The sequence below is a fragment of the Kitasatospora sp. NPDC043949 genome, from assembly GCF_056435365.1.
In genome coordinates this window covers 117,664-140,910 of the sequence record NZ_JBWKEQ010000021.1, presented here as the reverse complement: position 1 = coordinate 140,910, position 23,247 = coordinate 117,664, and the positions used below count along the sequence as shown (strand labels likewise).

Below are 23,247 nucleotides of genomic sequence, written 5' to 3'. Positions count from 1 at the left end.
GTTGACTTTTGGCACGCTGTTGAGTTCTCAAGGAACGGACACTTCCTTCGGACCGCCTTCCAGCGGGCCCTCCGGGCGCTTCGTTCTTTCGTGTTTCAAGCTTATCAGATGTTTTCCGCTCCGTTTTCCGGAGTTTCATTCATCGGAATTCGCTTTCCGCTTGCCCCCGCTCTCTCGCGGCGACTCCGGAACTGTACGGGGACAGGACCGCCACATGCAAATCGCCCCCGCCCGGGGTCCCGGGCAGGGGCGATCAGTGCGACGCGGACCAGGTCAGCGGACCTCGGTGATCTCCGGACCGCGGGCGAACGGGTCGAGGGCCGCGCTGCCGAAACGGTTGTCGCCCTCGCCGGCCGCCGCAGCCGTACCGCCGCCGTCGGCGACCATCTGGGCGTCCTCGGGGAGCTTCAGCACGATCGGGTCGCGGGGCGCCATCGGGCTCTCGCCCCGGACGACGACCGTCTGCTGGAAGACCTGTTCCAGGATCCCGGCCATTTCCGGCTGCACGGCGGCCTGGCCCGAGATCACACCCCGCAGGAACCAGCGCGGGCCGTCGCAACCGACGAAGCGCACCAGCTGTACGCCCTGGGTGCCGTCCGGCAGCTGCACCGGGACCTGCGCGCGGAGGTGCCAGCCGAGCGGGCCCTCCTCCTCCTCGATGAGGCCGCCCTGCGCGGTGATGCCGTTGGCGATCTCCTCCCGGACCTCCCCCCAGATGCCCTCCGACTTGGGAGCGGCGAAGGCCTGCAGCTGGATGGCGCTGTTGCCGAGGACGAGGGTCGCGGCGACGATCGCGTCACCGGCGACCTCCACCCGCAGCTCCATGCCCTCGACGCCGGGGACCAGCAGACCCCCGAGGTCCACTCGCCCCTCCTCGGGGTTCTCCAGCTCGGAGTGGTCCCACGGACCGTCCGGCCGCGGGGCCGGCGGCAGGCCGACCTTGTCGGACGGGTCCAGCTCGGTCACGTTCTCGCTCTCGGCGGAACCTTCGACGTCATCGGCCGTCTCGTCGGCGCTGATGGCGTCGTCGGCGAGCTGCTCGACAGCGTCCTCGCTCTTCTGGCGACGACGGAACACGGTCACTGTCCTTCCCGGTCCAAGACCGATGCGAATACCTGCTCGGCTTCCTGCGAGGCCGCGGGAATGCTAGACCGCGGCGTGGCCGCCGGTCGACCCGAACCCGCCCTCGGCACGTGCCGACCCAGGCAGCTCGGCCACCTCGTGGAAGCGGGCCTTCTCGACCTGCTGGATCACCAGCTGGGCGATCCGGTCCCCTCGGCGGAAGCTGACCCCCTCGCGCGGGTCCAGATTGACGACGATCACCTTGATCTCTCCACGGTACCCGGCATCGACCGTCCCCGGGGCGTTCACGAGAGCAACTCCGCAACGAGCTGCCAGCCCGGACCGGGGGTGGACGAAGGCCGCGTAGCCGTCCGGGAGGGCGATCGCGATGCCGGTGGGCAGGACGGCCCGCTCACCGGGGGCCAGCTCGGCGTCCACGGTGGTGCGCAGATCGGCTCCCGCGTCGCCGGGCTGCGCGTAGGCGGGCAGCGGCAACTCGGGGTCGGTGCGCCTGATCAGGACGTCCAGCGGCGGGCGGGGGGTGTTGCTCAAGGGTTCACCTCAAAGGCTCGTGCGCGCTTCATCAGATCCGGGTCGTCGAGGACCTTCTCGATGTCCTCGGGACGACCGTGCGTGGTGAAGTGTTCCAGCTTCACCTGGATGAAGAGCGCCTGCGCACGCACCGCGACCGGTCCGTCGGGGCCGCCGATGCGCGCCTCGGCGGCGCTGTAGATCTTGCGGCCGTGGACGCCGGTGACCCAGGCGCGCAGGTGCAGCACCGAGTCGACCGGGACGGGGCAGAGGAAGTCGGTCTCCAGCCGGCCGGTGACGGCGGGGGCGTGCAGCAGCCAGTTGAGCGTGCCGAGGGTCTCGTCCATGGCGGTGGTCAGCACTCCGCCGTGGGCCAGGCCCGGACCGCCCTGGTGGACGTCCCGGACGGCGAACTCGGCGGTGACGTCGAGTCCCTCGCCGGCGACCGCGTCGATCCGCAGCCCGCCGGGGTGTTGCGGTCCGCAGCCGAAGCAGTGCTCGTAGTGGGAGCCGAGCCGGGTGCCGGGGGCGGGCGCCTCGGGGGCGCGCGGCGGCAGTACGGCGTCCGGCGGCGGGGTGGTCGGGGACGGCGGCAGCGCGGGCGCCGGCCGGTCGGCGGGGGCGGTGGGGGTGGTCGAACCGGTCACGGGGCCCCAGCCTACCCAGGGGTAGGCGCGCGGCCGGTGGGGGTGGCGTCCCGCTACCGGCGTCAGGGCGCCCACAATGGGGGCATGTACGACGAACGCCTCACGGTGCCGCGCTCCTGGTGGCTGCTCCCGGTCGCGACCGGGCTCACGCTCGCCCTGATCCTGCTGCGGGTCAGTGGTCTGGCCGCGCTGGTCGGGCTGGTGGTCGGCATCGCCGCCGGCGCGGTCGCGATCAGCAGCTACGGCTCGGTCCGGATCCGCGTGGTGCAGGGCTCGCTGGTGGCCGGGCCGGCCCGGATCCCGGTGGACGCCCTGGGCACCGCGCACCCGCTGAGCCCCGCCGAGGCGGTGGCCTGGCGCGGGCCGAAGGCCAACCCGCGCGCCTTCATGCTGCTGCGCAGCTACGTCCCGACGGCGCTGCGGATCGAGGTGACCGACCCGTCCGACCCGACGCCCTACCTCTACCTGTCGACCCGCTCGCCGATGAAGCTGGCGGAGGCGCTGGAGGAGGCCCGTCGCGGCGCCCGCACCTAGGGCCTGTCCGGCCGACCCTGCCGGGACAGCACCTGGCGGAGGGACCCGCGCACGCCTGGGGCAGCCCCGGAACGCGCACAGGCCCGAAAAAACGGAGAGGGACGGTTCCGCTGATGCGGGACCGTCCCTACGACTTTGTGCCGGCCGACGTGCTCATGGCCGACCCCGTCCTCCCGGTGCCGTCCGTCAGGACGGCGACCGGACCTGCCGTCCGGCCCCGCTGCCCGGGGCCGGAAGGGGCGCTGTGCCGGCCCCGCGGAAGCCGCGGGTGCCGGGCCCTGTCCGCCGCGGTGCTCAGGCGCCGCAGTCCCGGCAGATCGGGTTGCCGTTCTTCTCGCTGTACAGCTGACTGCGGTGGTGCACCAGGAAGCAGCTCATGCAGGTGAACTCGTCGGCCTGCTTCGGCAGCACCCGGACCGCGAGCTCCTCGTTCGAGAGGTCCGCGCCCGGGAGCTCCATGCCCTCGGCCGCATCGAACTCGTCGACGTCGACAGAGCCGCCGCCCTTGTCGTTCCGCCGAGCCTTGAGTTCCTCGATGCTGTCTTCGTTGAGCTCGTCGTCGGTCTTGCGTGGGGTGTCGTAGTCCGTTGCCATTGTTCGCTCTCCCCCTCCGGGTTTGTGCGGTGTGTGCGGTATCTCCAGCGCACGTAACGCATGGGGGGTCGGTCTTGTGCCCGACCCGAGGCGGAGATTTTGCCTTACTTCAAGCCCTGTTACTCAATCGACACTCAGCCAGGGGTCCGTTGGGGTGATCCACCAGGCTGCGGGAGGCCTCACGCTGGGCCATCGCCAGCCTCCTCCAGCATCCGCTCAGCGGCCACTCACAGTGAGCACGGGTCGCACTGATGCTCGTCCGTTCCCTTGCCCACCTGGGGTGCCGGCCAATCATCCGGCCGGGTGCGGACCCGAAATCCGGTCACGGACTGCGATCGGCACCCCAGTTCGGGTGATCACTCTCCGAGGTCGGGTGAAGTCACGGAGCGACACGATGTGAGCTTGGTCACGTTCAGAATCTTCCAGGGCAAACCACGGAAAATCCACCCACTTCGGCTGCTCCGTCGAACACCCTAGTCGGTGCTCCGGCGCGCGGCCCGACGGGCCAGGATCGCGGCCTGGCGCTCCTCGAACTTGCGCGCCTGGCCGTCCAGCTCGTCCAGGAAGACGCCGAGCTCGTTCTGCGCCAGCAGGCCCTCCGGGCCGAGACCGCCGATCTCCATCACGCGCAGGTGGCGCAGCACCGGCTGCAGCACGTCGTCGTGGTGGATGCGCAGGTTGTAGACCCCGCCGAGGGCGATCTGCGCGGCGGCCCGCTCGAAGCCGGGGATGCCGTGGCCGGGCATCCGGAAGTCGGTGACCACGTCGGCCACGGCCCGCATGGCCTGGTCGGGGGCGATCTCCAGGGCGGCCTTCAGCAGGTTCCGGTAGAAGACCATGTGGAGGTTCTCGTCGTTGGCGATCTTCGCCAGCAGCTGGTCGCAGAGCGGGTCGCCGGCGTGCTTGCCGGTGTTGCGGTGCGAGATGCGGGTGGCGAGCTCCTGGAAGGCCACGTACGCGACCGACTGCAGCATGCTGTGCGCGTTGTCGGACTCGAAGCCCTCGGACATGTGGCTCATCCGGGCCCGCTCCAGCTCCACCGGGTCGACGGCCCGGGTGGCGAGCAGGAAGTCGCGAATCGCTATCCCGTGCCGGCCCTCCTCGGCGGTCCAGCGGTGCACCCAGGTGCCCCAGGCGCCCTCGCGGCCGAACATGCTGGCGATCTCGTGGTGGTAGCTGGGGAGGTTGTCCTCGGTCAGCAGGTTCACCACCAGCGACACCCGGCCGAGCGGCGTCACCTGGGACTGCTCGACGGCCCAGGCGTCGCCGCCCAGCACGCCGTCGAAGTCACGGCCCTGGCTCCACGGCACGAACTCGTGCGGCATCCACTCCTTGGCCACGGCGAGGTGGCGGTTGAGCTCCTTCTCCACGACCTCTTCGAGGGCCAGGATCAGCCGGGCGTCGGTCCAGCCAGTCGATCCGAGGGAGGCGCTGCTCTGCACAGGGGCGATGGTCACGGTCTTGCTCCTGGGGGACGGCACGCGCGGGACGGGCGCGTTGGGCGGGCACGTCTGCGACGCACTTACGGTTCCGTAGGTTACGACACCGTAAGTTGCCCGGGCGGGAAATGACAAGCCGCCCCCGCCAGGCCTTATGTCGTCTTGACGGGCCTGACGGGGGCGGCGGTGAACGGTCGCTTACGGAGCGCGGCGGCGGGGAGGGCGCGGCGGGCCCGGGAGGGGCCCGGCGGGCGGGGTCAGGGGTTGGGGATCCGGACCCGCATGGTGAGGCCGCCACCGGCGCGCGCAGTGGCCTCGATGGTGCCACCGTGGGCGCGCACCACCGAGCGGACGATGGACAGGCCGAGCCCGACCCCCTTGTCGCTGCGGGTGCGGTCGGCGCCCTTGACCCGGCGGAACGGCTCGAAGATGTGCTCCAGCTCGTAGCCGGGCACCACCGGGCCGGTGTTGGACACCACCAGCTCGCCGCCGCCGGGCACCTCGGCGGTGGCCAGCTCGACCCAGCCGCCGGGGGTGTTGTACCGGACGGCGTTCTGCAGCAGGTTGAGCGCCAGTCGCTCCAGCAGCACGCCGTTGCCCGCGACCACGGCCGGAGCGAGCTTGGAGCGCAGCTCGACCTCGCGCCGGTCCGCCTCGGCCCTGGTCTGCTCCAGGGCTCGGGTGGCCACCTCGGAGAGCTCCACCGGGCGGCGGTCGGTCAGCTCGTTCTCGCTGCGGGCGAGCAGCAGCAGGCCCTCCACCAGCTGTTCGCTGCGCTCGTTGGTGGCCAGCAGGGTCTTGCCGAGCTGCTGGAGGTCGGGCGAGGCGGCCGGGTCGGAGAGCTGGACCTCCAGCAGGGTGCGGTTGATCGCCAGCGGGGTGCGCAGTTCGTGCGAGGCGTTGGCGACGAAGCGGCGCTGGGAGTCGAAGGACCGGTCCAACCGGTCCAACATGTCGTCGAAGGTGTCGGCGAGTTCCTTGAGCTCGTCGTCCGGCCCGTCCAGCTCGATCCGCCGGTGCAGGTCGGAGGAGGCGACGTCGCGGGCGGTGCGGGTGATCCGGCCGAGCGGGCGCAGCACCCGGCCGGCCAGCGCGTAGCCGGCCGCGAAGGCGATCACGGCGAGGCAGACCAGCATCGTGAGCGACTTGCGCAGCAGGGTGTTGAGCGCCGAGTTGGAGCGCAGCAGGTAGTCGCCGGCCTGCTCCTGGTTGAACTGCGCGCTGTTCATCGGGACACCGTTGACCCGCAGGCTGCCGTCGAACTGGAACGTGCGCGGCGCCAGGTTGTTCACGGCGTCCTGGAAGAACACGTACATCAGCAGCAACAGGACCACGCCGGCCATCAGGAACATGCCGCCGTAGAGCAGGGTGAGCCGCATCCGGATGGTCGGCCGGAAGGGCAGCCAGGCGAGCATGCCGTCGCCGGGTGCGTAGCGTCCGGACTGGGGCGCGCGCGGGGGGTGCTGGGGCTTGGGCGGTACGGCGCGCGGGCCGCCGGCAGGCGCGCCGGAGGGCCCGCCGGCCGGGGGCGGGGTGGTCATGATGGTCCTCTCGGGGCGTCCGCCGGGGCGGGCGCGGGGTGGGGGGGAGCCCGACCGGGTCCGGCGAACGGATCCGGTCCGCTCGGATCCGGTCAGGTGGTCCGGCGCGTCCGGTCAGATCCGGTCAGATCCGGTAGCCGGAGCCCGGGACGGTGATGATCACCGGCGGGTCACCGAGCTTGCGGCGCAGCGTCATCACGGTGACGCGCACGACGTTGGTGAACGGGTCGGTGTGCTCGTCCCAGGCCTTCTCCAGCAGCTGCTCGGCGGAGACGACGGCGCCGCCGGCCCGCATCAGCACCTCCAGGACGGCGAACTCCTTGGGGGCGAGCTGGACGGTGCGGCCCTCGCGGATCACCTCGCGGCGGCCCGGGTCGAGCGAGATGCCGGCCCGCTCCAGCACCGGGGGCAGCGGAACGGTCGCGCGGCGGCCCAGCGCCCTTACCCGGGCGACGAGTTCGCTGAAGGCGAACGGCTTCGGAAGGTAGTCGTCCGCGCCGATCTCCAGGCCCTCGACCCGGTCGCTGATGTCGCCGGAGGCGGTCAGCATGATCACCCGGGTGGCCAGGCCCTGTTCGACCACCTTGCGGCAGACGTCGTCGCCGTGGACCAGCGGGAGGTCGCGGTCCAGGACCACGACGTCGTAGTCGTTGACCGCGATGCGCTGGAGCGCGGCCTCCCCGTCGTACACCACGTCGACGGCCATCGCCTCGCGGCGCAGGCCGGTGGCGACAGCCTCGGCGAGCAGCTGCTCGTCCTCGACGACGAGAACCCGCACGATCGTTGTCCCTTCTCCAGGCCGGCCCCGGAAGCGGACGCGCGGCTCCGACGGTGCCCCCATCCTGCCTGGTCCGCCGGTAAAGCAGCGATAAGCTGCCGCTCAGGCACGGAGCGTTGGCAGCGGGTGATGACCGTTCGTGTCGGGACCAGTCCGGTTGGACTGTGACACAGGCAACTTTCTCGGGCCGGAAGGTTTCCCCATCTCCCCGGCGGGGAGGACAGCTTCACACCCGCGATCTGGCTGTTGGCCGATCGCACCCACCCGCCGTGCGTTCATCCGCGCCGGCCCTGGGGCTGGGACGTCACCGGGAGCGGCCGAAGGCCGTCTCCGCGCTCGACCGGAGATTCACGATCTGCCGGACGGGGCGCTGCCGCTGGCCACACCTCCTCGGGGCGGAGAACGTACGACCGTGCACGTCCGACACAGTAAGGGGGCCCGTATGGACGCCTTCAAGGCCGGAATCCTGCAGCGCATAGCCAACGCCGAGCAGGATCTGCACCGCGCGATCGAGGCCGGGGACGAGTTCCTCGCCGAGGTGGAGCAGTCCGAGCTGGACGACCTCCGCCGGCTCGCCGCCGAGCACGGCGTGGACACCGTGCTGGAGCGCCACCGCACCGCCGCCTGATCCACCCGACCTTCCGACCCGACGCCGGACCTCCGGCACCAGCGGCCCTGCGGGGGTCGTGCGAAAATCCCAGGCCCTGGCATCCCCCGTATGCCAGGGCTCTTCGCTGTCCAGGACCGTCCAAGGGCCCAGGGCGTGTCCTCAGTCCGCCCAGGCGCGCAGTGCGGCCAGTCGCTCCTGCAACGGCTGGTACACGCCCGGCGCGGCGGCCACGGTCAGCTCGCCGTCCGGGCCGTGCCCGGGACGGCCGCCGACCAGGGCCCCGGCCTCGGCGGCGATCAGGCAGCCGGCCGCGCGGTCCCAGGGGGCGAGGCCGCGCTCGTAGTAGCCGTCCAGCCGCCCGGCGGCGACGTCGCACAGGTCCACCGCGGCGGCCCCGCCCCGGCGGATGTCCCGCACCTCGGGCATCAGGGACAGCAGCACCTCGGCCTGGCGGGTCCGCACCGACTGGACGTAGTTGAAGCCGGTGCCGATCAGCGCCTGGCCCCACGGCGGGGCCGGGCGGGTGGAGAGCGGTCGGCCGTCGAGCCGGGCGCCGCGCCCGAGGACGGCGTGGAACAGCTCGCCGCGGGCCGGCGCGTACACCACGCCGACGACCGCCCGACCGTCCAGCTCGGCGGCCACGCTGACCGCCCAGGAGGGCAGCCCGTACAGGTAGTTGACCGTGCCGTCGAGCGGGTCGACGACCCAGCGCACCCCGCTGGTGCCGGGCCGCTCGGCGCCCTCCTCGCCGAGGTAGCCGTCCTCGGGGCGGCGCTCGGTGACCAGTTCCAGGACGAGCTTCTCGGAGGCGAGGTCCATCTCGGTCACCACGTCGACCGGGCTGCTCTTGGTGCCGGCCACGCCGAGGTCGGCGGGCCGGCCGTCACGCAGCAGGGCGCCGGCCTGCCGGGCCGCGTCCAGGGCGACCTCCAGCAGGTCGTCGAGGAGCCGGTCGTCGGGCAGGGCGGGAGTGGGCACGGGTCTCTCCTCCGGGAAAGCGGGACGGGCGGTCAGCGCTCGGCGGCGGCCGGGCGGGGGGCTCGCGGGTTGGGGCAGCAGGCCACCGCGCACACGTCGTGGCTGGGGCCGAGCGCGCCGAGGGCGCAGCGGTTCACCGGCTCGCCGCGCTCGGCGGCGGCCCGCTCCAGGACCAGTTCGCGCACCGCGGCGGTGAACCGCGGGTCGGCGCCGACGGTGGCGGCGCGGGCCACCGGCAGGCCGAGTTCGGCGGCCTTGGCGACGGCCTCGGTGTCGAGGTCGTACTTGACCTCCATGTGGTCGGAGACGAAGCCGATCGGGACCATCACCACGGCGGGCGCGCCGTCGGCGTGCTGGGCCTCCAGGTGGTCGCAGATGTCCGGTTCCAGCCACGGCGTGTGCGGGGCGCCGCTGCGGCTCTGGAACACCAGCTCCCAGGGCCGGTCCGCGACGCCGGTGCGTTCGGCGACGGCCCCGGCGATCAGCCGGGCGACGTCCAGGTGCTGGGCGACGTACGCGCCGCCGGGGCGGCCGCGGGCCGGGTCGTCCGGGGCGCCGGAGGTCTCGGCCATGGTGTCCGGGATGGAGTGGGTGGTGAACGCCAGCCGGGCGCCGGCCCGGACGTCCTCGGGCAGCCGCGCCAGGGCTGCCAGGGTGGCGTCGATCATCGGCTGGACGAAGCCGGGGTGGTTGTAGAAGTGCCGCAGCTTGTCGACCCGCAGCTCGGGCAGGCCCTCGGCGGCGAGGGCGGCCAGCGCGTCGGCCAGGTTCTCCCGGTACTGGCGGCAGCCCGAGAAGCCGGCGTAGGCGCTGGTGGCGAGGACGGCGACGCGGCGGTGGCCGTCGGCGGCCAGTTCGCGCAGAGTGTCCACCAGGTAGGGCGCCCAGTTCCGGTTGCCCCAGTAGACCGGCAGGTCCAGGCCGTGCTCGGCGAAGTCCTTGCGCAGCGCGGCGAGCAGTTCGCGGTTCTGCTCGTTGATCGGGCTGACCCCGCCGAACAGGAAGTAGTGCTTGCCGACCTCCTTCAGCCGCTCCTTGGGGATGCCGCGGCCCCGGGTCACGTTCTCCAGGAACGGGACGACGTCCTCGGGGGCCTCGGGCCCGCCGAAGGAGAGCAGCAGCAGGGCGTCGTACGGCTGCGGCGCTGCCGGGGCGGCGCCGGACGGTGAGGGTTTGCGCGCGTCGGACATGGCACCGATCCTGCCATTGAGGGGCCGGAGACCCCCGTCGGGGCTGCGAGGGTGTCCGGAAAATACTGTTTGCCAAGGTACGTAAGCTGTGTTGACCAGCCTCGTTCCTTACCCCCGCGGAGCTCCCGTGCTGTCCAGCTACCGCCAGATATTCGCCTCCCCCGGCAGTCTGGCCTTCTCCACCACCGGCTTCGTCTCCCGGCTGCCGATCTCCATGACCGGCATCGGCATCGTGACCATGCTCTCCCAGCTCAGAGGCTCCTACGGGGTGGCGGGCCTGGTGTCGGCGACCCTGGCGATCTCCGCCGCGCTGCTCGGCCCGCAGGTCTCCCGGCTGGTGGACCGGCACGGGCAGCGCCGAATAATCGTCCCGGCCATGGCGCTCACCATCGTCGCCGTGGTCGGCCTGCTGCTGTGCGCCCGGTTCAAGGCGCCGGACTGGACTCTCTTCGTCTTCGCGGCCGGGATGGGCGTCATGCCGAGCACCGGCGCGATGGTCCGCGCCCGCTGGGCCCACCTGTACCGCGACGACGCCCCCAAGCTGCACACCGCGTACTCCTTCGAGGCCGTCGTCGACGAGGTCTGCTTCATCGTCGGCCCGATCCTCTCGATCGGCCTGGCCACCTCCGTCTTCCCCGAGGCCGGCGTCCTGCTCGCCGGGGTCTTCCTCGCCGTCGGCGTCCTGCTGTTCGCCGGGCAGCGCGCCACCGAACCGCCGGTCCACCCGGGCGCCCGGCACGTCGGCGGCTCGGTGATCCTCAACCGCGGCCTCCAGGTGCTGATCCTCACTTTCGTCGCCACCGGCGCGATCTTCGGCTCCGTCGAGGTCGTCACCGTCGCCTACTCCGAGACCCAGGGGCACAAGTCCATCGCCAGCGTGATCCTCGCGCTGTGGGCGCTCGGCTCCTGCCTGGCCGGCGTGGTCTTCGGCACCCTCAAGCTCACCGGCTCGATGGCCGGCCGCTTCTTCGCCGGTGTCCTGTTCATGGCGCTCAGCATGGCGCCACTGCTGCTGGTCGCCGAGTCGGTGCACGGAGTCGGCGGCCTGATCGCGGTCGGCGGCGCGCTGCTGATCGCGGGCATCGCCATCTCCCCCACCCTGATCACCGCGATGGCCCTGGTCGAACGGCTCGTCCCGGCCGCCCAGCTGACCGAGGGCATGACCTGGACGACCACCGGGCTCGCCCTCGGCGTCGCCGTCGGCTCCTCCGCCGGCGGCTGGGTGGTGGACGCCGCCGGCTCCGCCGCGGGCTACTGGGTGCCGCTGACCGCCGGGGTCTTCGGCGTGGTCACCGCGCTCGCCGGGCTCGGCCGCCTGCGCGCCGGGCTCGCCTCCGAGCAGACCGCCGACGAGCCCGCCGAAGCAGCCGAACAGACCGTAGACCTCGAACGGTGAACTGACTAATCTCTCCCTACCCGCGGGCCTACCCGTGGGTAGGGCGGCCCCCACCGCCCCGGACCGCGCCGACCCCGGTCGGCCACGGAGCAGGAGGCGGCGCCATGCCCCAGGCCAGTACCGCGACCCCCACCCGGTGGACCAACTGGGCCGGGAACCAGAGCGCCCGGCCCACCCGGGCCGCCACCCCCGGCACCGCGGAGGAACTGGCCAAGGAGATCCTGCGCGCCGCCGAACAGGGCCGCACCGTCAAGGCCGTCGGCTCCGGCCACTCCTTCACCTCGATCGCCTCCGCCGGCGACGGCGTCCTGCTCCGCCCGCACGCGCTCACCGCCGTCCGCGAGATCGACCGTGAGGCCGGCACCATCACCGTCGAGTCCGGCCTCCCGCTCGCCCGGCTCAACCGGATCCTCGCCGCCGAGGTCCTCTCCCTCACCAACATGGGCGACATCGAGGTGCAGACCGTGGCCGGCGCCACCAGCACCGGCACCCACGGCACCGGCCGCGACTCCGGCTCGCTCGCCGCCCAGATCCGCGCCCTGGAGATCGTCCTCGCCGACGGCAGCGTCCGGCGCTGCTCCCCCACCGAGCACCCCCGGCTCTTCCAGGGCGCCCGGCTCGGCCTCGGCGCCCTCGGCGTGATCACCGCGCTGACCTTCGCCGTCGAACCGGCCTTCCTGCTCACCGCGCACGAACAGCCGATGGCCTTCGACGAGGTGCTGGAACGGCTGGACGACCTCACCGCGGTCAACGAGCACTTCGAGTTCTACTGGTTCCCGCACACCGACCGCTGCGCCACCAAGCGCAACAACCGCAGCCAGGGCCCGGCCGCCCCGCTGCCCCGGTTCAAGGAGTGGCTGGAGGACGACTTCCTCTCCAACACCGTCTGGGAGGGCGCCTGCCGGGTCGGCCGGCGCTTCCCCGCCAGCATCCCCGCCATCGCCTCGCTGGCCAGCCGCGCCTGGTCCGACCGCAGCTACACCGACACGGCGCACCGGGTGTTCACCAGCCCGCGCAAGGTGCGCTTCGTGGAGATGGAGTACGCGGTGCCGCGCGCGGCCGTCGCCGGAGTGCTGCGCGAGCTGAAGGCCCTGGTCGAGCGCTCCGACTGGAAGGTCGGCTTCCCGGTGGAGGTGCGCTTCGCCCCCGCCGACGACCTCTGGTTCTCCACCGCCTCCGGCCGGGACAGCGCCTACATCGCCGTCCACCTCTACCGGGGCACCGCCGACCAGGGCTACTTCACCGGCGTCGAGCAGCTGATGTGCGCCCACCAGGGCCGCCCGCACTGGGGCAAGCTGCACACCCGGGACGCCGAGTACCTGTCCGGCGCCTACCCGCACTTCGGCGACTTCACCGCCCTGCGCGACGAGGTCGACCCGCAGCGCGTGTTCGGCAACGACTACCTGCGCCGGGTCCTCGGCGCCTGATCACGGGGTGGCGCCCTGGGTCGGCGCCGCGGGCTGCGGCGGGGCCACGGAGGCGGGGGCGTTGCTCGGCACCGGCGGCTGCGGGCTCGCCCCGCCGGAGGTGCCGGAGGGCTTCCCGCCGTCCGCGGTCGGTGACGAACCGGCCGACGGCGTCATGCTCGGGCCCGCCGAGGGCGAGGCCGTACCTCCGCCGTGCTCACCGGCCCCACCGCTCGGGCCCGCGCTCGGGCCGGTGCTCGGCTCCCGGCTCGGCCGCGTCGTCGGCGGGGCCGAGGCACCGCCGGACGGCGAGGGCTCCGAGCCGCGCCCGCCGCCGGTGGAGGGCCGCTCCGTCGGCGGCGTCTCCCGCGGGGTGGAGGACTTCGGGCTCACCACGCCGCCGAAGGAGGTGCCGTTGCCCGACTCGCCCTTCACCGTCGCCGACACCGGCTGCCCGGTGGCCAGTTCGAACGCCAGGATCGGCGTCATCGCCACCACGAACACCAGCCCCGACACCGCCGCGTAGGTCTTCCACGTCCACCGCCGACGCGCCCGGACCACCTGCGGCTCGTTCCACTCCGAGGAGATCGCCGACGGCGCCGGCTCCACCGGACGCTCCGGCACCTGGCGCAGCCCGTTCGCGGCGTGGCCGGGCCCCCGCTCCACCACCGCCTCGCGCAGCTGCTCTCCGGTGCGCCGGAAGACGTGCTGGAACACCGCACCGCCGGTGGTGGCCCCGACACTGACCACCGCCGCACCCAGGATCGTTCCGTACACGCCGAGTTCGGAGGCGAGCAGCGCCCCCACCACCGTGGCCAGCGCACTCGCAGCGACCTGAGCCACGCTCAGATCGATCCGCTTGCGCTCCTTCTTGCCGCCCTCCTCGGCGGGGCTCCGCTCCGGCATCAACATCCCTCGGTCCGTACGACTGTTCCTCGAACAAGTCACTCCATCTTGCCCAAAGAAGGACACAAGGGACGAAAATGCGGTTCTCCGGCCCCGATATATGTGAAGATGATCACCGTTCACCCGCCGGTGGTCCGCCGTTGGGGGCATGCGCTCTTGAGATTCCCGTGAATCGCGGGAGACTTGAGCGGCGAGCCGCCCCTTCGGATGCCACGAATGGAGTACTGTTCGTAAAGCCTGAGCCTTGGGTCGACTTGTCGACTGCGCCCACACCGGTAGCTTGACGAAGAGCCACGGAACAGGCACGCACGGCGACGCCCGTCCCGGACCGTCGCGAACACTCCGCGTGCGAGGACGGCCGGGGCACCCAGGCGCGACGTCGACGGATGGCGTGGCAAAAAGGCAACCGTGCCACAGCGGCGTGACCGGGCGTACGCCCGACACGCCGGGGAACTCAGCAAGGTTGTGGCCAGTCGCGAGCGGGCAGGCCACACTCAGTACGGGAGCAGCGACGCAGGTGACGTCGGCAGGCACCACCCGGGAGGTAACCGTGCCCGAACTGCGGGTTGTGGCCGTCAGCAACGACGGCACACGGCTGGTGCTCAAGGCTGCCGACAGCACGGAGTACACCCTTCCCATCGACGAGCGGCTGCGCGCCGCCATCCGTGGGGATCGTCCGCGCCTCGGCCAGATCGAGATCGAAGTCGAGAGCCATCTGCGGCCCCGGGACATCCAGGCCCGGATACGAGCCGGTGCCTCCGCCGAGGAGGTCGCCCAGGCCGCCGGCATCTCCGTCGACCGGGTCCGCCGCTTCGAGGGTCCGGTCCTCGCCGAGCGCGCCTTCATGGCCGAACGCGCCCGAAAGACCGCCATCCGCCGCAACGGCGAATCCACCGGGCCCCAGCTCGGCGAGGCCGTCGCCGAGCGGCTCGCGCTGCGCGGCGCCGAGAAGGACACCGAACGCTGGGACTCCTGGCGGCGCGACGACGGCACCTGGGAGGTCATCCTCGCCTACCGTGCCGACGACGAGGGCCGCAGCGCCTCCTGGACGTACGACCCGCCCCGGCGCCTGGTCCAGCCCAACGACGACGAGGCCCGCGCGCTGATCGGCGAGAACGTCGAGCGCGAGGAGGAGTCGGTCTTCCCGTTCATCCCGCGGATCGCCCGGCTCCCCCAGGACCGGCCGCCCCGCCCGATGATCGACCGGCCCTCCGCCGACCGCATCATGTCCGCCCGCGAGGCCACCGCCGAGTCCAGGGACTCCCTGACCAGCCTGCTCGACGTGGTCCCCGCCTTCCGCGGCGACCTCGCCGTCGGCCCCGCCCCGATCGAACCGGTGCCCGCAGAGGTCGCCGAGGAGAGCGAGGAGGCGGCCGCGGCCGCCGCACCGGCGGTCGGCGCGGGCTCGGCCTACGCCGACATCCTGATGCCGCGGGCCGTCGCCCCGCACCGCGAACGACTGGTCGGCACCACCGACCGCCAGGCCGAGGCGGACGGCGTCCGGCCCGGCCGCCGGGCCACCGTGCCCAGCTGGGACGAGATCGTCTTCGGCAGCCGGCGCAAGAAGCAGGAGTAGCAGAAGCAGAGTGATGCGGGGCGCCGGCTGAGCCGGCGCCCCGCATCACTCTGTGCGCGTCAGGAAATCCCGCCTCAGACCGCCCCCGGCTCAGCCCGGCTGGTCGGTCACCGCCACCGGGCGGGCCTCGTCGCTCGACCACTCGCTCCACGACCCCGGGTACAGCGTCGCCGGCAGGCCCGCCACCTCCAGCGCCAGGATCTGGTGCGCCGCCGTCACCCCCGAGCCGCAGTACACCGCCGTCTCCCGCTCACCCACGCCCAGCGCGCGGAACCGCGCCGCCAGCTCCGCGGCCGACCTGAACCGCCCGTCGGCCGCCACGTTCTCGGCCGTCGGCGCCGACACCGCACCCGGGATGTGCCCGGCGCGCGGGTCCACCGGCTCGCTCTCGCCCCGGTAGCGGTCCCCCGCCCGGGCGTCCAGCAGCAGCGCACCGCGCGCCCAGGCCGCCGCACCGTCCGCGTCCACCACGGGCAACTGCCCCGGGACCGGCTTGAAATGACCCTCCGCCGGCGCCGGGACCTCCGCCGTCACCGGCAGTCCGGCCGCCGACCAGGCCGCGTACCCGCCGTCCAGCACCCGGACGTCCCGGTGCCCGGCCCAGCGCAGCAGCCACCAGGCGCGGGCCGCCGCCAGCGAGGCCGCGCCGTCGTACACCACCACCGGGCGGTCGGAGTCCACCCCCAGGCGGCGCATCGCCGCGCCGAACTCCTCCGGGTCCGGCAGCGGGTGGCGGCCGCCCCGGCCTGGGGCGCCCGGCGGGGCCGCGAGGTCCCGGTCCAGGTCGACGAAGCGGGCGCCGGGCAGGTGCCCGGCCCGGTACTCCTCGGCGGCGGTCGGGCCGGACTGCGCGGCACCGACCAGCCGGTAGCGCACGTCCAACAGCACCGGCGGGAGCGCGGAGGCGAGCGCCTGCGCCAGCCCGGCCGCGGAGATCAGCGGGGAACCGTCGTTGTAGGTGGTCATGGCGGCCATTGTCGCGCAGCGCCGCCACCCCGCCGCTCTTTGTGCGGTCTTTGCCGGAATTTCCGCGCGGCCCGAGGGTTCGACGCGCGCCAGAGTGGAAGCATCACCCTCGCGCGCGAGGATTTCCGTGCGCCAACCACCCGTTGCGCCAACCACCCATGAGGGGGCCCGCATTGCCCGCGGTGGAACTCCGACTGGCCCAGGGCACCCCCTGCTGGGTCAGCCTGCTGACCGACGACCTGGCCGGCGCCCGCGCGTTCTACGCCGACCTGCTCGGCTGGACCTACACCCCGGGCCCCGGCCAGCTCGGCGCCTACGTCCGCGCCGAACTCGACGGGGCACCGGTCGCCGGCCTCGGCGTCTCCACCGCCACCGGCTTCCCGGTGCAGTGGACCAGCTACTTCGCCGTCGACGACGCCGACCACACCGCCCAACTGGTGCGCGCCTGCGGCGGAACCGTGGCCGTCGGGCCGCTCCAGGCCGAACGCGCCGGGCGGATGGCCATCGCCGCCGACGTCTCCGGCGCCGTCTTCGGCCTCTGGCAGGGCGAGGAGCACACCGGCCGGGAGGCCGGGCCCGAACCCGGCGGACCGGCCTGGACCGAACTGCTCACCCCCGACACCGACGGCGCCGTCGCCTTCTACACCGCGGTACTCGACCGCCCCGTCCGGCACGCCGACGACGAGTCCACGCTACTCGTGCACGGGCGACCGGTCGCCGGCATCCGGCACCGCGCCGAACTGCGCGGCCATCCGCCCCGCTGGCGGGTCCACTTCGCCGTCCGCGACGCCGACGCCACCGCCCGGCACGCCGTCGGACTCGGCGGCCGCGTCCTGGTCGAACCGCACGACACCGCCCGCGGCCGCGCCGCCCGGCTGTCCGACCCGCAGGGCGGGCACTTCTCGGTGCTGGAACTCCGTTAGCGCGCCCGGGAGCAGGACTCAGACCTGCTGCTCGAAGGGCAGCACGTCCGGCGAGAGCACCGAGGCCCGGGCCGTCGCGGCGGTCAGCCGGCGGCGGTGGTGCCGGCGGCAGAGCACCTCGTACCCGACCTCGTCCTCGTTCACCGAGATGTCGCCGACCACCACCTGGGCGCCCTCGACCACCATCACCCCGCCCACCGTCCGGGCGTTGTGCGTCGCCCGCGCACCGCACCAGCACAGCGCCTCGACCTGGAGCACCTCCACCCGGTCCGCCAGCTCGATCAGCCGCTGGGAGCCGGGGAACAGCCGGGTGCGGAAATCCGTGGTGATCCCGAACGTGTAGGCGTCGATGTCGAGTTCGTCCACCACCCGGGCCAACTGGTCGACCTGCTCGGCGGCGAAGAACTGCGCCTCGTCGCAGATCAGGTAGTCCACCCGGCCGCCCGCCGAGAGCCGGTGCACCACGTACGCGTGGAAGTCGAAGTCGTCCGTCACCTCGACCGCGTCCGCCCGCAGGCCCAGCCGGCTGGAGATGGTCGCCGCACCAGCGCGGTCGTGGCGGGTCAGGATGAGGCCCTGCCGGCCGCGGGCGGAGTGGTTGTGGTCCATCTGCAGCGCCAGCGTCGACTTGCCGCAGTCCATCGTGCCCGAGAAGAACACCAGTTCAGCCATGGGTGGAGCAAAGGCCTTTCACATCAGGGGAGTTCGGGCACAGAAGAGTCAAGGACCCGGCTCAGCCGCGAACTTCGAGCAGCGGCACGAACTGCTCGACCGGGGTCATCGAACCGTGCAGGCCGATCATCGCGGACTCGCCCGGCTCGTTGCGGGAGGCGGTGATCGCGATGTCGTCCCGCGCCGCGGCCACCACGTCGCCGATCCGCCCGTACACCCGCTCGTCCACGGCCGGACCGAACCAGCCCGCCGCGATCGCCTGGTCCCGGGTGGCCACCCACATCCGGTCGCCCAGGACCTCGCTCCAGACCGCGAACACGTCGGCCGCCGCACCGGGCACCGCGTACACGTGCCGGGCCCGGCCCTCGCCGCCCAGCAGGGCCACGCCGGCACCCAGCTCCCAGTCCTCGTCGAAGTCGATCCGGTCCTCCGGCGCGATGTCGATCATGCCGTGGTCAGCGGTCACGTACATCGCCGAACGCGGCGGCAGCCGCTCGGCCAGCCGGCGGGCCAGCCGGTCCACCGCGTCCAGGGTCATCCGCCACTCGTCCGAGTCCACCCCGAAGCGGTGGCCCGCACCGTCCAGCTCGCTGACGTACGTGTAGACCAGCGCCCGGTCGTGCTCGGCCAGCCAGGAGGCCGCCAGGTCCATCCGCTCCTCGCCCGTGGTCCGGCCCAGGAAGGTGCCGCCGGACAGCGCCACCCTGGTCAGCGGCGTCTGCGAGAACAGCGGGGAGGACACCTGCGCGGTCGCCACCCCGGCGGCGTCCGTCCGCTCGAAGACCGTCGGGTACGGCTGCCAGACGTGCGGGTCGGTGTGCGGCTGCCAACGCAGCTGGTTCATCAGATAACCGGCGCCCGGCACCGCGACCGTGTACCCGGCCAGGCCGTGCAGCCCCGGCGGCGTGCCGGTGCCGACCGAGGCCAGCGAAGTCGCCGTGGTCGACGGGAAACCAGCGGTCAGCGGGCGGCCCGAACCACCCATCGAACTCCCGGCCAGCGCGGACAGGAACGGCGCGTACTCCGGGTGCCGCAGCAGCAGCTCCCAGCCCAGGCCGTCCACCAGGAACACCACCACCCGGTCCGCCGGGGCGATCGGCAGGGTCGCGGTGAAGCCCGGGACGCCCAGGCCCGCCGCCACCGAGGGCAACAGGTCGCAGAGCGAACCACTGCCGTACGGGGGCGCGGGAGCCGCGGCCGGGTCGAGGATCTCGAAGGCGTCGAAGCCGCCGGAGGGTGCGAAGGACATGAAACCGGATTCGTAGCAGTCGAAGGCGGCGGCGCTCAGACCCGCGGGCCGTTGCTGATCGTCGCGTCGGAGAGAGCGCGGGCGAACACCAGCGCCTGGGCCACCGTCTCCGGGCCGTCACCGGCCTCGCTCACCCGCAGTGAGAGATCGTCAGCCGTCGCCGAGCCGGTGTAGCCGTGGTCAGCCTCGCAGTTCGGATCCGAACAGCCCGCGGGCTCCAGGTCCAGCCGCTGCACCGCACCCCAGCCGATCGTCAGCACCACCTCGCGCGGCAGCGTCCCCGGCGTGTACGTCTCCGGGTTCGCGACCATCCGGCTCAGCACGACCGAACCGATCCGGTCCAGCCGGACACTCTCCGTCGACGTCGTCGCGAACGGCACCGCCGGGCTGCCCGCGTCCCCCGACTGCTCATCGGTGTGGCTCACCACGAACCGCGTCGGGGTCAGCACCAGCACCGTCACGTGCCGACGCACCTCGTTGGCGTCGAAGGTCGTCTCCTGGTGCACCAGGTAGGAGCTGATCGGCTCCGGGCCCACCGCGGCCTCGACCGCCTCGGACACCAGGGCCGGGTAGTAACCGCTGCGCTCGATCGCCGAGCGCAGGTCCTGAGTGCTGGTGGTACCGGTCTTCGCCATAACTCCATCCTGGCATGGTCCGCCGACGAAGCGGGCGGCACGGCGCCGAGCTTCGGACAACAGCGCCCACAGGCAGGCGCAACCAAGGAAGGTTACAGGGTGCTCATCGCGCGCGGGCCCAGATCGCTGCGGACGGGCAGCGGCGCGATCCGCACCCGCGCCCCCAGGATCGCCAGCCCGTACGGGGCCACGACCACCGGTTCGAGATCCACCGAGGCGATCTCCGGCACGTCGTCCACCAACTGCGACACCCGCAGCAGCAACTCCTCCAGCGCGTCGGTGTCCACCGCCTCCGCGCCCCGCCAACCGAACAGCAGGGGCGCCGCGCGCACCTCCCGGACCAGCCCGGCCACCTCCTGGTCGGTCGCCGGGACCAACCGGTGCGCCACATCGCCCAGCAGCTCGGCGGGCGCCCCGGCCAGGCCGAACGACAGGATCGCGCCGACCGCCGGATCCACCGTGGCACCGATCACGGTGTCCACCCCGCGCGGCGCCATCCGCTGCACCACCAGCTCCGCCTGCGCCGCACCGCCCAGCAGCGCGTCCAGCTCGCGGTGCGCCCGGCGCAGCCCGGGCTCGCCGGTCAGATCCAGCCGCACGCTGCCCAGGTCCGGGCGGTGGCGCAGATGCGGGGCGGTGGCCTTCAACGCCACCGGGTAGCCGAGCGTCGCCGCGGCCCGCACGGCCGCCTCCTCGTCCGGGGCCGGCAGCGCCGGGAAGACGTCGATGCCGTAGCGGGCCAGCAGCTCGCGGGCCCCGGCGTCCGGCAGGGTGATCCGGGCGCCGCCCGGCTGCGTCCGCGCGGCAATCGCCGTCCGGGTGCTCAACGCCGCCTCGACCAGCGCGCGGGCGCCCGGCTCGTCGATCCGGTCCAGCTCGGGCACCCGGGCCGTCTCCTCCGCCTCGGCCGTCCGGCGCCGCCACTGCGCGTAGTGCACCGCGTGCGCCAGCGCCCGCACCGCCCGCTCCGGCGCCGCGAACGCCGGCACGCCCCCCGGGCGCAGCCGGACCGGCAGATCGGTCAACGCCAGATGGGCGAGCACCAGCGGCTTGCCCAACTCCCTTGCCCTTCGGCTGGCTTCGAGCAGTGCGTCGGCGATCTCCGGATCGTCCGAACCCATCTCCGGATCGTCCGGGCCGGTCAGCCGGCCGCCCATGAAGGCGTGCGCGGACGTGCCGATCGGCGGGATCGCCACCGCGATCACCGCGTCCACCGCCGGATCGGCCAGCGCCACGTCCAGCGCGATCCGGAAGTTCTCGCCCGTCGCGGCCGTGGTCAGGTCCACCGGGGTGCGCGGCCGCAGGCCCGCGCTCAGGCAGGCGTCGTAGGTCAGCAGGCCCAGCGAGTCCGAGTTGCCGACCACCGCGACCCGGTCCCCCGGCGGCAGCGGCTGCAGGGCCAGCAGCTCCCCGGTGTCGTACAGCTCGGTGATCGTCTCCACCCTGATCACGCCCGCCTGCTCGAACAGCGCGTCCACCGTCGCGTCGCGCAGCCCCGTCGCGGTCGCCGGCACCGCGTGGCCCGGCGGCAGGCTGCCGGTGTGCCGGGCGCCCTTCACCACCACGACCGGCTTCACCGCGGCCAGCCGGCGCGCGATCCGGGTGAACTTGCGCGGGTTGCCGAAGGACTCCAGGTAGAGCAGCACCACCTCGGTGGCCTCGTCCTCCGCCCAGTACTGCAGGAAGTCGTTCCCGGAGACGTCCGACCGGTTGCCCACCGAGGCGAAGGAGGACACCCCCAAGCCCCTGCGGTGCGCCGACTCCAGCAGGGCCACCCCGATCGCACCGGACTGGCAGAAGATCCCGAACCCGCCCCGGCCCGGCAGCTGCGGAGCCAGCGAGGCGTTCAACGGGCGGTCCGGATCGGTGTTGATCAGGCCGAAGGCGTTCGGGCCGATCACCCGCATCCCCGCCGCCCGCGCCTGGCGCACCAGCGCGCGCTGGCGGTCCCGGCCCTCCGGACCGGTCTCCGCGTACCCGGCGGTCACCACCACCAGGCCCTGCACCCCGTGCGCACCGCACTCGGCGACCGCCGCCGGGACGGCCCCCTCCGGGACGGCGATCACCGCGAGATCCACCGGCCCCGGAATGTCCAGAACCGAACGGTGCACCGGGACGCCGTCCAGCTCGGTGCCCGGCGGGGCGTTGCGGTTCACCGCGTACACCGGGCGCGTGTCGTCGGCACTGCCCAGCAGGTCCCGCAGGATCGCCCGGCCCACCGTCTGCGGATTGCGCGACACCCCGATCACCGCCACCGACCGCGGGGTCAGCAGCCGCTGCACCGACTTCGCCTCCGCCCGGTGCTCGCGCGCCCGCATCACCGCCAGCGAACGGTCCGTCTGCTCAAGATCGAACTCCAGGTGCACCACACCGTCGGTGAAACTGCGGCGCTGCGTGTAGCCGGCATCGGTGAAGACCTTCACCATCTTCCGGTTCTCCGGCAGCACCTCCGCCTGGAACCGGCGGATCCCGCGCTCCTGCGCCACCGCCGCGATGTGCTCCAGCAGCGCCGACGCCACCCCGCGGCCCTGATGGGCGTCCTGCACCAGGAACGCCACCTCGGCGTCCGTCCCGGCCTCGGACGGACGGCCCTGCGCGTCGATCCGGTCGTAGCGGACGGTCGCGATGAAACGGTCCCGGACCACCACCGCCAGCGCCACCCGGTCCACGAAGTCGTGGTGGGTGAAACGGCGGACGTCCTTCTCCGACAACCGGGGGTAGGGGGCGAAGAAACGGAAGTACTTGGACTGGTCCGATACCTGTGCGTAGAACTCCACCAGACGCTCCGCGTCCTCCGGCGTGATCGGCCGGATGCGGGCCGTACCGCCGTCCCGCAGCAGGATGTCGGCCTCCCAGTGCTGGGGGTAATCCGGTCCGGATTCCCGCCGGTCACCGGGGTCCTGCTCGGGCTGCGCCACTGCGGAGTCGTCCACATTCGTCAGGTTATCCGGCAGTGAGCCGAATGGCGCCGGGTGCACACTGGCTGCAGGGTGGGCAGGGCCGCCGGCCGGGCCTTATGCCCCGAAAAGAAACAATCACAAGTCCCGAACGCAGCGGCTCGCAGGGACCGCCTGCGTGCAACACTGGTCTAGACAACATGGCCGCTTCCCCGAGCACGGCCGTAACCAGCTTCACCGGAAAGGCACGTCTCATGGCTGAGCGCCGCGTCACCATCGGTTGGGCCGAGGGCCTGCACGCCCGTCCCGCCTCCGTCTTCGTCCGGGCCGTCACGGCCACCGGCGTGCCGATCACCATCGCCAAGCCCGGCGGCAACCCCGTCAACGCCGCCTCCATGCTCGGCCTGCTCGCCCTCGGCGCCCAGGGCGGCGACGAGGTCGTCCTCGCCTCCGACGCCGAGAACGCCGACGACGCGCTCGACCGCCTCGCCAAGCTCGTCCAGGAAGGCCTCGACGAGCTCCCGGCCGCGGCCTGAGCCGACTCGACCGACGGAAGCGGGGGGGGGGGGGGGGGGGGGGGGGGGGGGTTTTTTTTGGGGGGGGGGGGGGGGGGGGGGGGGGGGGGGGGGATGTGGGGGGGGGGGGGGGGGAAGGTGGAGCATGCCGCGCAGGCCAACGGGTGGACACGGTTCGTCTCCATGCAGGACTAGTACAGCC

The 23,247-nt window shown here is 73.0% G+C and carries 22 protein-coding genes; 7 read left to right on the top strand and 15 right to left on the bottom strand.

Annotation, left to right across the window (positions count from 1 at the left end; all coding sequences use genetic code 11):
* Nucleotides 1–273 precede the first annotated feature (273 nt).
* The 3 genes from AC07AL_RS19450 to AC07AL_RS19440 form a co-directional block, all read right to left on the bottom strand.
* On the bottom strand, nucleotides 274–1,077 hold the full coding sequence (locus AC07AL_RS19450; RefSeq protein ID WP_363584459.1) for a DUF3710 domain-containing protein: 804 nt from the start codon (nucleotides 1,075–1,077) through the stop codon (nucleotides 274–276).
* A 69-nt stretch (nucleotides 1,078–1,146) separates the two neighbouring features.
* On the bottom strand, nucleotides 1,147–1,614 hold the full coding sequence (gene dut, locus AC07AL_RS19445; RefSeq protein WP_363584461.1) for a dUTP diphosphatase: 468 nt from the start codon (nucleotides 1,612–1,614) through the stop codon (nucleotides 1,147–1,149).
* A complete protein-coding gene (locus AC07AL_RS19440) occupies nucleotides 1,611–2,189 on the bottom strand; it encodes a PaaI family thioesterase (protein ID WP_063351415.1) in 579 nt (192 codons plus the stop codon). The genes dut and AC07AL_RS19440 overlap by 4 nt, the downstream gene beginning before the upstream one ends.
* 135 nt (nucleotides 2,190–2,324) lie before the next feature.
* Here AC07AL_RS19440 and AC07AL_RS19435 point away from each other — a divergent pair, with 135 nt between their 5' ends.
* Nucleotides 2,325–2,774: a DUF3093 domain-containing protein gene (locus AC07AL_RS19435; RefSeq protein WP_350880051.1), complete on the top strand. Its 450-nt coding sequence runs from the start codon at nucleotides 2,325–2,327 to the stop codon at nucleotides 2,772–2,774.
* A 294-nt stretch (nucleotides 2,775–3,068) separates the two neighbouring features.
* Here the strand turns inward: AC07AL_RS19435 and AC07AL_RS19430 are convergent, their stop codons facing one another.
* The 4 genes from AC07AL_RS19430 to AC07AL_RS19415 all read right to left on the bottom strand — a co-directional run bounded on the left by AC07AL_RS19430 (nucleotide 3,069) and on the right by AC07AL_RS19415 (nucleotide 7,126).
* Nucleotides 3,069–3,368: a DUF4193 domain-containing protein gene (locus AC07AL_RS19430; RefSeq protein ID WP_030057692.1), complete on the bottom strand. Its 300-nt coding sequence runs from the start codon at nucleotides 3,366–3,368 to the stop codon at nucleotides 3,069–3,071.
* A gap of 473 nt (nucleotides 3,369–3,841) precedes the next feature.
* Nucleotides 3,842–4,825 (bottom strand): acyl-ACP desaturase, encoded by a 984-nt coding sequence (locus AC07AL_RS19425; RefSeq protein WP_363584463.1) that lies wholly within the window; start codon nucleotides 4,823–4,825, stop codon nucleotides 3,842–3,844.
* Between the two features lie 239 nt (nucleotides 4,826–5,064).
* The gene (locus AC07AL_RS19420) at nucleotides 5,065–6,348 is read right to left on the bottom strand and encodes a sensor histidine kinase (protein WP_363584465.1); all 1,284 of its coding nucleotides are present in this window, start codon (nucleotides 6,346–6,348) and stop codon (nucleotides 5,065–5,067) included.
* A gap of 124 nt (nucleotides 6,349–6,472) precedes the next feature.
* Nucleotides 6,473–7,126 carry a response regulator transcription factor gene (locus tag AC07AL_RS19415; protein WP_188296105.1) on the bottom strand — a complete coding sequence of 218 codons (654 nt, stop codon included), beginning with the start codon at nucleotides 7,124–7,126 and terminating at the stop codon, nucleotides 6,473–6,475.
* A gap of 442 nt (nucleotides 7,127–7,568) precedes the next feature.
* Here AC07AL_RS19415 and AC07AL_RS19410 point away from each other — a divergent pair, with 442 nt between their 5' ends.
* Nucleotides 7,569–7,754, top strand: coding sequence for a hypothetical protein (locus tag AC07AL_RS19410; protein ID WP_030057688.1), 186 nt, complete (start codon nucleotides 7,569–7,571; stop codon nucleotides 7,752–7,754).
* A gap of 141 nt (nucleotides 7,755–7,895) precedes the next feature.
* Here AC07AL_RS19410 and AC07AL_RS19405 read toward each other — a convergent pair whose 3' ends face one another.
* The gene (locus AC07AL_RS19405; RefSeq protein WP_363584467.1) at nucleotides 7,896–8,714 is read right to left on the bottom strand and encodes an inositol monophosphatase family protein; all 819 of its coding nucleotides are present in this window, start codon (nucleotides 8,712–8,714) and stop codon (nucleotides 7,896–7,898) included.
* 32 nt (nucleotides 8,715–8,746) lie between these two features.
* Nucleotides 8,747–9,904, bottom strand: a complete 1,158-nt coding sequence (locus tag AC07AL_RS19400; protein ID WP_363584469.1) for a ferrochelatase — start codon at nucleotides 9,902–9,904, stop codon at nucleotides 8,747–8,749.
* A gap of 127 nt (nucleotides 9,905–10,031) precedes the next feature.
* Here AC07AL_RS19400 and AC07AL_RS19395 point away from each other — a divergent pair, with 127 nt between their 5' ends.
* Nucleotides 10,032–11,300, top strand: a complete 1,269-nt coding sequence (locus tag AC07AL_RS19395) for an MFS transporter (RefSeq protein ID WP_363584471.1) — start codon at nucleotides 10,032–10,034, stop codon at nucleotides 11,298–11,300.
* A 104-nt stretch (nucleotides 11,301–11,404) separates the two neighbouring features.
* Nucleotides 11,405–12,727 carry a D-arabinono-1,4-lactone oxidase gene (locus AC07AL_RS19390; protein WP_363584473.1) on the top strand — a complete coding sequence of 441 codons (1,323 nt, stop codon included), beginning with the start codon at nucleotides 11,405–11,407 and terminating at the stop codon, nucleotides 12,725–12,727.
* Here AC07AL_RS19390 and AC07AL_RS19385 read toward each other — a convergent pair whose 3' ends face one another.
* Entirely contained in the window at nucleotides 12,728–13,612 is an 885-nt protein-coding gene (locus AC07AL_RS19385) for a hypothetical protein (RefSeq protein ID WP_363584475.1), read from the bottom strand.
* A 517-nt stretch (nucleotides 13,613–14,129) separates the two neighbouring features.
* Between AC07AL_RS19385 and sepH the strand changes: the two genes are divergently transcribed.
* Nucleotides 14,130–15,188, top strand: a complete 1,059-nt coding sequence (sepH, locus tag AC07AL_RS19380; protein WP_363584477.1) for a septation protein SepH — start codon at nucleotides 14,130–14,132, stop codon at nucleotides 15,186–15,188.
* Between the two features lie 90 nt (nucleotides 15,189–15,278).
* Here the strand turns inward: sepH and AC07AL_RS19375 are convergent, their stop codons facing one another.
* The gene (locus AC07AL_RS19375) at nucleotides 15,279–16,154 is read right to left on the bottom strand and encodes a sulfurtransferase (protein ID WP_363584479.1); all 876 of its coding nucleotides are present in this window, start codon (nucleotides 16,152–16,154) and stop codon (nucleotides 15,279–15,281) included.
* 182 nt (nucleotides 16,155–16,336) lie between these two features.
* On the opposite strand from AC07AL_RS19375, the gene AC07AL_RS19370 reads away from it, so the two are divergent.
* Nucleotides 16,337–17,077, top strand: a complete 741-nt coding sequence (locus AC07AL_RS19370) for a VOC family protein (RefSeq protein WP_478317828.1) — start codon at nucleotides 16,337–16,339, stop codon at nucleotides 17,075–17,077.
* 18 nt (nucleotides 17,078–17,095) lie between these two features.
* Here AC07AL_RS19370 and AC07AL_RS19365 read toward each other — a convergent pair whose 3' ends face one another.
* From AC07AL_RS19365 to AC07AL_RS19350, 4 genes are all read right to left on the bottom strand, one after another.
* Nucleotides 17,096–17,749, bottom strand: coding sequence for a thymidine kinase (locus AC07AL_RS19365; RefSeq protein ID WP_063349376.1), 654 nt, complete (start codon nucleotides 17,747–17,749; stop codon nucleotides 17,096–17,098).
* 61 nt (nucleotides 17,750–17,810) lie between these two features.
* On the bottom strand, nucleotides 17,811–18,998 hold the full coding sequence (locus tag AC07AL_RS19360) for an alkaline phosphatase family protein (protein WP_363584483.1): 1,188 nt from the start codon (nucleotides 18,996–18,998) through the stop codon (nucleotides 17,811–17,813).
* A 35-nt stretch (nucleotides 18,999–19,033) separates the two neighbouring features.
* Nucleotides 19,034–19,633, bottom strand: coding sequence for a DUF5998 family protein (locus AC07AL_RS19355; protein ID WP_063349374.1), 600 nt, complete (start codon nucleotides 19,631–19,633; stop codon nucleotides 19,034–19,036).
* 92 nt (nucleotides 19,634–19,725) lie between these two features.
* Nucleotides 19,726–22,566, bottom strand: a complete 2,841-nt coding sequence (locus tag AC07AL_RS19350) for a bifunctional acetate--CoA ligase family protein/GNAT family N-acetyltransferase (protein WP_478317827.1) — start codon at nucleotides 22,564–22,566, stop codon at nucleotides 19,726–19,728.
* A 218-nt stretch (nucleotides 22,567–22,784) separates the two neighbouring features.
* On the opposite strand from AC07AL_RS19350, the gene AC07AL_RS19345 reads away from it, so the two are divergent.
* On the top strand, nucleotides 22,785–23,066 hold the full coding sequence (locus AC07AL_RS19345) for an HPr family phosphocarrier protein (protein ID WP_360258304.1): 282 nt from the start codon (nucleotides 22,785–22,787) through the stop codon (nucleotides 23,064–23,066).
* Nucleotides 23,067–23,247 lie beyond the last annotated feature (181 nt).

What these genes read in the sequence shown, in the direction of transcription:
- AC07AL_RS19435 (WP_350880051.1), top strand. Translation starts at nt 2,325, where the DNA reads ATGTACGACGAACGCCTCACGGTGCCGCGCTCCTGGTGGCTGCTCCCG.
- AC07AL_RS19430 (WP_030057692.1), bottom strand. Translation starts at nt 3,368, where the DNA reads ATGGCAACGGACTACGACACCCCACGCAAGACCGACGACGAGCTCAAC.
- AC07AL_RS19420 (WP_363584465.1), bottom strand. Translation starts at nt 6,348, where the DNA reads ATGACCACCCCGCCCCCGGCCGGCGGGCCCTCCGGCGCGCCTGCCGGC.
- AC07AL_RS19410 (WP_030057688.1), top strand. Translation starts at nt 7,569, where the DNA reads ATGGACGCCTTCAAGGCCGGAATCCTGCAGCGCATAGCCAACGCCGAG.
- AC07AL_RS19400 (WP_363584469.1), bottom strand. Translation starts at nt 9,904, where the DNA reads ATGTCCGACGCGCGCAAACCCTCACCGTCCGGCGCCGCCCCGGCAGCG.
- AC07AL_RS19390 (WP_363584473.1), top strand. Translation starts at nt 11,405, where the DNA reads ATGCCCCAGGCCAGTACCGCGACCCCCACCCGGTGGACCAACTGGGCC.
- AC07AL_RS19385 (WP_363584475.1), bottom strand. Translation starts at nt 13,612, where the DNA reads ATGCCGGAGCGGAGCCCCGCCGAGGAGGGCGGCAAGAAGGAGCGCAAG.
- AC07AL_RS19375 (WP_363584479.1), bottom strand. Translation starts at nt 16,154, where the DNA reads ATGACCACCTACAACGACGGTTCCCCGCTGATCTCCGCGGCCGGGCTG.
- AC07AL_RS19365 (WP_063349376.1), bottom strand. Translation starts at nt 17,749, where the DNA reads ATGGCTGAACTGGTGTTCTTCTCGGGCACGATGGACTGCGGCAAGTCG.
- AC07AL_RS19360 (WP_363584483.1), bottom strand. Translation starts at nt 18,998, where the DNA reads ATGTCCTTCGCACCCTCCGGCGGCTTCGACGCCTTCGAGATCCTCGAC.
- AC07AL_RS19355 (WP_063349374.1), bottom strand. Translation starts at nt 19,633, where the DNA reads ATGGCGAAGACCGGTACCACCAGCACTCAGGACCTGCGCTCGGCGATC.
- AC07AL_RS19345 (WP_360258304.1), top strand. Translation starts at nt 22,785, where the DNA reads ATGGCTGAGCGCCGCGTCACCATCGGTTGGGCCGAGGGCCTGCACGCC.